The sequence below is a fragment of the Mycobacterium sp. genome, assembly GCF_035274705.1.
Taxonomy (GTDB): Bacteria; Actinomycetota; Actinomycetes; order Mycobacteriales; family Mycobacteriaceae; genus Mycobacterium.
The window spans coordinates 1-4276 of the sequence record NZ_DATENY010000003.1 but is presented as its reverse complement, the minus strand read 5'-3'; the positions used below and the strand labels follow the sequence as shown (position 1 = coordinate 4276).

Genomic DNA, 4276 nt, shown 5'->3' with positions numbered 1-4276 from the left:
CCGCTTCCTCCTTGGCGGCGAAGGCCAGTCGGCGAGCGCGCTGAAGCTCGCCGGGAATCGTCACGGGTGAATCATAGGAAGTGGCGGACGTGCTAGGCACGCCCGCCACTTCCCCTCGGATGGTCAGCTGCAGGTCACCTTGACGGTGAACGGCTTGGTGATCATCCCTGCCATCGGGTTCTTGATGTCGGCGCCCGACGCTTCACCGGTGATGGTGTACGTGCTGCCGTCGACCTTCACGTCGGCCTTGCCGACCTGCGCACCCATGTTGGTGACCGCGAGCGCGTTGCCGTCGACCACCATGCCCAGCGACTCCACCTTCGGAGTGGCCTCGTCGGTCATCACGATGCCGAGGCCCTGCTGGCCGCCGACCGCGCCGCTGGCGACGTTGATCTTGCCGCCTTGCTTGACGCAGGTCACCGACTTCAGGTCGAGGCCGGCGAGATCCTTGCCATCCACCTTGACCTCGGTGCTGCCGCCCGTGCTGACCTGCGAGCCCCCGGCAGCGGTCGCCGACGCAGGCCCGCTCTTGTTGTCCGAACAGCCCACCAGCACGGCAGCGCCGGCGGCAAGCACGATCGCACCCGCCACAACTCGATTCATCGATGTTCCCTTCGTTCGTACGTCGCCCCGATGGCGTCCGTCGTGGGGTAAGTCAAGATCGGCCGGTGCGCTACCGATCCCAACTTCGTCGGTGGCTGAAGGTACGGTCCGAAGATTGTGCGGTCATTCACGGTTTCCGAACGGCGGTCCAGGCTGGCGCGGCGGCATTTCCTCGGCGGGGCAGCCTCCTCGATTGAGGCTGTTGTCGAGGACCTGATCGGACTGCACACCACCGACCCCGCTACGCCCTACCTGTCGCTGTGGGCGCGGCTGCCGGGGTTCGTCGTCACCGATCTGGACGCCGAAGTCTATGAGCGACGCACGCTGGTCAAGCACCTCGCGATGCGGCGCACGCTGTGGACGGTGCGCGCCGCAGACCTGCCATACATCCAGACGAGTGCCAGTGATCGTGTGGCCGACAACGAGCGTCGGCGTCTGGTGGCCGACGCGGTGAAGGCCGGTCTGACCACCGATGGTGAGAAGTGGCTCGACGCGGCGTGCGAGGCGGTATTGCAGCACCTGGCCGACCATGGCGCGACGAGCGCCAGGGAGCTGCGGGCGGCACTGCCTGAGCTGGCGGGCACCTACGACTACGCACCGGGTAAACGCTGGGGTGGTGAAACTCCGTTGGCGCCAAGGGTTTTAACGGTGTTATCGGTGCGCGGCGATATTGTCCGCGGCCCGAACGACGGCGGGTGGACGGTTTCGCGGCCGCGCTGGGCGCCGGTGGAGGACTGGCTGGCCGCGGCATCGCAGGCTGCAGAGCCCGAGTCGGCTCGCGCCGAACTGGTCCGCCGGTGGCTGCGAACATTCGGACCGGCCACCGTAAACGACATCAAATGGTGGTTCGGCAACACGCTGACCTGGGCACGGCATGCGTTGCGCGACATCGACGCCGTCGAGGTCGATTTGGAAGGGACGCCAGGTTTCGCACTGCCCGACGATTTAGAGGTCGAGCCGGCCGTCGAGCCGTGGGCTGCGCTGCTACCGGGCTTGGATGTGACGACGATGGGCTGGTCCGATCGCGATTGGTATGTGGGCGAACACCGCAGCCAGGTCTTCGATAGAAACGGCAACGGCGGCACGACTGCGTGGTGGAACGGCCGAATCGTCGGCGGGTGGGGCCAGGCTGCCGACGGCCTGGTCGAGTTGCGGCTACTCGAAGACGTGGGCCGCGACGCCAAACGGGCGCTGCAGCGGCGGGCCGACGAGCTGACCGAATGGCTGGGCGGTGTGCGGGTAAGCCCGCGGTTCCCGTCGCCGTTGTCGAGGGGCTAAGCCAATGGATAATCACGCCGAGTGTGAAGCCACTGTCAAATTCCGTGCGATTTCTCGCAATACCTTCACACTCGACGCGAACTAGGCGCTGACCTTCCGGCCGTTGCGGCCGTTGCGTGTCTTGGGCTTCGGCCTCGGCACGTCGAGAATCCCCGCGAGGAAGTGACCGGTGTAGCTGTCGGGGTTCGCGGCGACGTCTTCCGGCGGTCCCGACGCCACCACTGTGCCGCCGCCGCCCCCGCCTTCCGGACCCATATCGACGATCCAGTCGGACGTCTTGATCACGTCGAGGTTGTGCTCGATGACGATCACCGTATTGCCTTTGTCCACAAGGCCGTTGATCACCCCGAGCAGTTTGCGGATGTCCTCGAAGTGCAGTCCGGTGGTCGGCTCGTCGAGGATGTACACCGTGCGCCCTGTCGACCGCTTCTGCAGCTCCGAGGCGAGCTTCACACGCTGCGCCTCACCGCCGGACAGCGTCGGCGCCGGCTGCCCCAACCGCACGTAGCCCAGCCCGACGTCGACGAGTGTCGCGAGGTACCGGTGAATCGAGGTGATCGGCGCGAAGAACTCGGCCGCCTCCTCGATCGACATATCGAGCACCTCGGCGATGGTCTTGCCCTTGTAGTGCACCTCGAGCGTTTCCCGGTTGTACCGCGCGCCATGGCACACCTCGCACGGCACATACACGTCGGGCAGGAAATTCATCTCGATCTTGATCGTGCCGTCGCCCGAGCACGCCTCACATCGACCGCCCTTGACGTTGAACGAGAATCGGCCCGGCTGATACCCGCGCACCTTGGCCTCGGTGGTGGCCGCGAACAGCGTGCGGATCTTGTCGAACACTCCGGTGTACGTGGCGGGATTGGACCGGGGCGTGCGTCCGATCGGCGACTGGTCGACCCGCACGAGCTTGTCGACCTTGTCCAGACCGGTGATCCGCGTGTGCCGTCCGGGCACCTGCCTGGCGCCGTTGAGCTTGTTGGCCAGCACGGAGGCCAGGATGTCGTTCACCAGCGTCGACTTGCCCGAACCGGAGACACCGGTGACCGACGTCAGCACACCCAGCGGGAACGACACGTCGATCTCACGCAGGTTGTGCTCGCGGGCGCCGACGACTGTCAGCTGCCGCCGCCGGTCAACGGGGCGCCGCAGAGCCGGCACCTCGATTTGCTCTTTACCCGAAAGGTACGCGCCAGTAAGAGAATTCGGGTTCTTCAGCAACTCTTCGTATGGGCCGCTGTGCACGATCTGACCACCATGTTCGCCCGCAAATGGGCCGATGTCGACAACCCAGTCCGCATGCGCGATCGTGTCGAGGTCGTGCTCCACCACGATCAACGTGTTGCCCAAATCCCGTAGCCGGACCAGGGTTTCGATCAAACGACGGTTGTCGCGCTGATGCAGCCCGATCGACGGCTCATCGAGCACGTACAGCACGCCGACCAGACCGGACCCGATCTGGGTGGCCAGCCGAATGCGTTGTGCCTCACCGCCTGACAGCGTCGCCGCCGCACGCGAAAGCGACAGATAGTCGAGCCCGACGTCGAGTAGAAAGCCCAGTCGCGACTGGATCTCCTTGAGCACCTGCCCTGCGATGGCCTGCTCGCGCGAACCCAACGTCAGCCCATTGAGAAACTCCGCGCACTCGGCGATCGACAGTTCGGCGACCTCGGCGATCGACTTGTGGTCCCGATCGGCGGCGAGCGTCACTGCCAGGATCTCCGGCTTCAGGCGTGTGCCGTTGCATTCCGGGCACGCCACGTCGCGCATGAAGCCGTCGTAGCGCTCCTTCATCTGCTCGGAGTCGGTCTGCTCCATCTTGCGTTGCAGGAACGCCATCACGCCTTCGAAATCGGCGTAGTACGAACGGGTTCGGCCGTAGCGGTTGCGGTACCGCACGTGGACCTGTTCGTCGCAGCCCTCGAGAATCGCCTTGCGCGCCTTGGCCGGAAGCTTCTTCCACGGAGTGTCGACATCGAAACCCAGCTGATCGCCCAGCCCCGAGAGCATCCGGGTGAAGTACTCGGCGGTGTGGCCCATCGACCACGGCGCGATGGCGCCCTCCGCCAGCGTCAACTCCGGATCCGGGACGACGAGATCGGGATCGACCTCTTTCTTTATGCCCAGGCCGGTGCATTCCGGGCAGGCGCCGTACGGCGAGTTGAACGAGAACGACCGCGGCTCCAGGTCGTCGACCGCGAGCGGATGGCCGTTCGGGCAGGCCAGCTTCTCGGAGAAGCGCTGCTCGCGATGATCAGAAGAGCTGTCGGACTCGCGGGCCCCATGATCGGGGAACTCCAGCACCACGATCCCGTCGGCCAGGTTCAGCGCTGTCTCCACCGAGTCGGTCAGCCGCTGCTTGGAGCTGGCCTTGACGGTCAGGCGGTCGACG

At 65.6% G+C, this 4276-nt stretch carries 3 protein-coding genes; 1 reads left to right on the top strand and 2 read right to left on the bottom strand.

Going from position 1 to position 4276, the window contains the following annotated elements; translation table 11 throughout:
• Positions 1-123 precede the first annotated feature (123 nt).
• Positions 124-603, bottom strand: a complete 480-nt coding sequence (locus tag VJV41_RS00500) for a lipoprotein LpqH (RefSeq protein ID WP_325329990.1) — start codon at positions 601-603, stop codon at positions 124-126.
• 117 nt (positions 604-720) lie between these two features.
• On the opposite strand from VJV41_RS00500, the gene VJV41_RS00495 reads away from it, so the two are divergent.
• Positions 721-1881, top strand: a complete 1161-nt coding sequence (locus tag VJV41_RS00495) for a winged helix DNA-binding domain-containing protein (RefSeq protein WP_325329989.1) — start codon at positions 721-723, stop codon at positions 1879-1881.
• Between the two features lie 81 nt (positions 1882-1962).
• Here the strand turns inward: VJV41_RS00495 and uvrA are convergent.
• Positions 1963-4276 (bottom strand): excinuclease ABC subunit UvrA (uvrA, locus tag VJV41_RS00490; protein ID WP_325329987.1); only part of this gene is annotated, 2314 nt, incomplete at its 5' end.

Bases quoted from the DNA above. Each gene is read 5' to 3' on its own strand.
- VJV41_RS00500 (WP_325329990.1), bottom strand. From the start codon at position 603: ATGAATCGAGTTGTGGCGGGTGCGATCGTGCTTGCCGCCGGCGCTGCC.